The sequence below is a fragment of the Peribacillus sp. N1 genome, from assembly GCF_054600815.1.
Map to the genome: position 1 here is coordinate 1 of NZ_BAAHZO010000098.1, position 239 is coordinate 239.

The 239-nt window shown below is 37.7% G+C and carries 1 protein-coding gene; it reads right to left on the reverse strand.

The annotated features are described in order from the left end of the window. Positions 1–79 precede the first annotated feature (79 nt). On the reverse strand, positions 80–235 hold the full coding sequence (locus ACYP5M_RS26715) for a phosphotransferase family protein (protein ID WP_459735750.1): 156 nt from the start codon (positions 233–235) through the stop codon (positions 80–82). Between the last annotated feature and the right edge of the window lie 4 nt (positions 236–239).

The window sequence follows — 239 nt, forward strand, 5'->3', positions numbered from 1 at the left end:
ACATATAGATAAAGGACCTTCTTGTCGTGAAACCAGGTAAAGTGGTTACGGATGCTTTACACACAACGATTTTGATAAGTTACGGTTCACCGCTTTCCGTCCAGTAGCTTAAAGCAACTCCTAGATCGGCTAACGGATAACCAACGGTGGACATTTCCCAATAAAATAAACCAACCATATATGTAAGGTCCTGTTTAAAAATGGCATTATTGATCTTATAGTCAAAATGTATAATGGAA